This is a genomic window from Kitasatospora sp. NPDC048407, from assembly GCF_043200475.1.
In the GTDB taxonomy this organism is placed as follows: Bacteria; Actinomycetota; Actinomycetes; order Streptomycetales; family Streptomycetaceae; genus Kitasatospora.
Genome location: NZ_JBICXW010000054.1, coordinates 1 through 1,286, shown reverse-complemented (window position 1 = coordinate 1,286; position 1,286 = coordinate 1). Strand labels below are relative to the sequence as shown.

Genomic DNA, 1,286 nt, shown 5'->3' with positions numbered 1-1,286 from the left:
GGACTGTGACTGCGTGCCTTTTGAAGAATGAGCCTGCGAGTTTGCGGTGTGTAGCGAGGTTAACCCGTGTGGGGTAGCCGTAGCGAAAGCGAGTCCGAATAGGGCGTTTGAGTTGCATGCCCAAGACCCGAAGCGGAGTGATCTAGCCATGGGCAGGTTGAAGCGCGGGTAAGACCGTGTGGAGGACCGAACCCACCAGGGTTGAAAACCTGGGGGATGACCTGTGGTTAGGGGTGAAAGGCCAATCAAACTCCGTGATAGCTGGTTCTCCCCGAAATGCATTTAGGTGCAGCGTCGTGTGTTTCTTGCCGGAGGTAGAGCACTGGATAGGCGATGGGCCTCACCGGGTTACTGACCTTAGCCAAACTCCGAATGCCGGTAAGTGAGAGCACGGCAGTGAGACTGTGGGGGATAAGCTCCATGGTCGAGAGGGAAACAGCCCAGAACACCGACTAAGGTCCCTAAGCGTGTGCTAAGTGGGAAAGGATGTGGAGTCGCAGAGACAACCAGGAGGTTGGCTTAGAAGCAGCCACCCTTGAAAGAGTGCGTAATAGCTCACTGGTCAAGTGATTCCGCGCCGACAATGTAGCGGGGCTCAAGCACATCACCGAAGTCGTGTCATTGCAGCAATACTCCCAACGGAGGCTGTGATGGGTAGGGGAGCGTCGTGTGCCGGGTGAAGCAGCCGAGGAATCGAGTTGTGGACGGTTCACGAGTGAGAATGCAGGCATGAGTAGCGATACAAGAGTGGGAAACTCTTGCGCCGATTGACCAAGGGTTCCTGGGTCAAGCTGATCTGCCCAGGGTAAGTCGGGACCTAAGGCGAGGCCGACAGGCGTAGTCGATGGACAACGGGTTGATATTCCCGTACCCGCTTTGAAGCGCCAACGCTGAACCTCTTGATGCTAAGCCCGTGAAGCCGGCCCGGAGTCTTCGGACAAAGGGACGTGGTGGAGCCGGTGACCCAACGGGGTAGTAGGTGAGCGATGGGGTGACGCAGGAAGGTAGTCCAGCCCGGGCGGTGGTAGTCCCGGGGTAAGGGTGTAGGACGTTGCGTAGGCAAATCCGCGCAACACATAGTCTGAGACCTGATGCCGAGCCGATTGTGGTGAAGTGGATGATCCTATGCTGTCGAGAAAAGCCTCTAGCGAGTTTCATGGCGGCCCGTACCCCAAACCGACTCAGGTGGTCAGGTAGAGAATACCGAGGCGTTCGGGTGAACTATGGTTAAGGAACTCGGCAAAATGCCCCCGTAACTTCGGGAGAAGGGGGGCCATTGCTGGTGA

1 rRNA gene is annotated in these 1,286 nt (G+C 57.1%); it reads left to right on the top strand.

Going from position 1 to position 1,286, the window contains the following annotated elements:
* Positions 1-1,286, top strand: a 23S ribosomal RNA gene (locus ACGFWJ_RS36200); the annotation flags it as partial.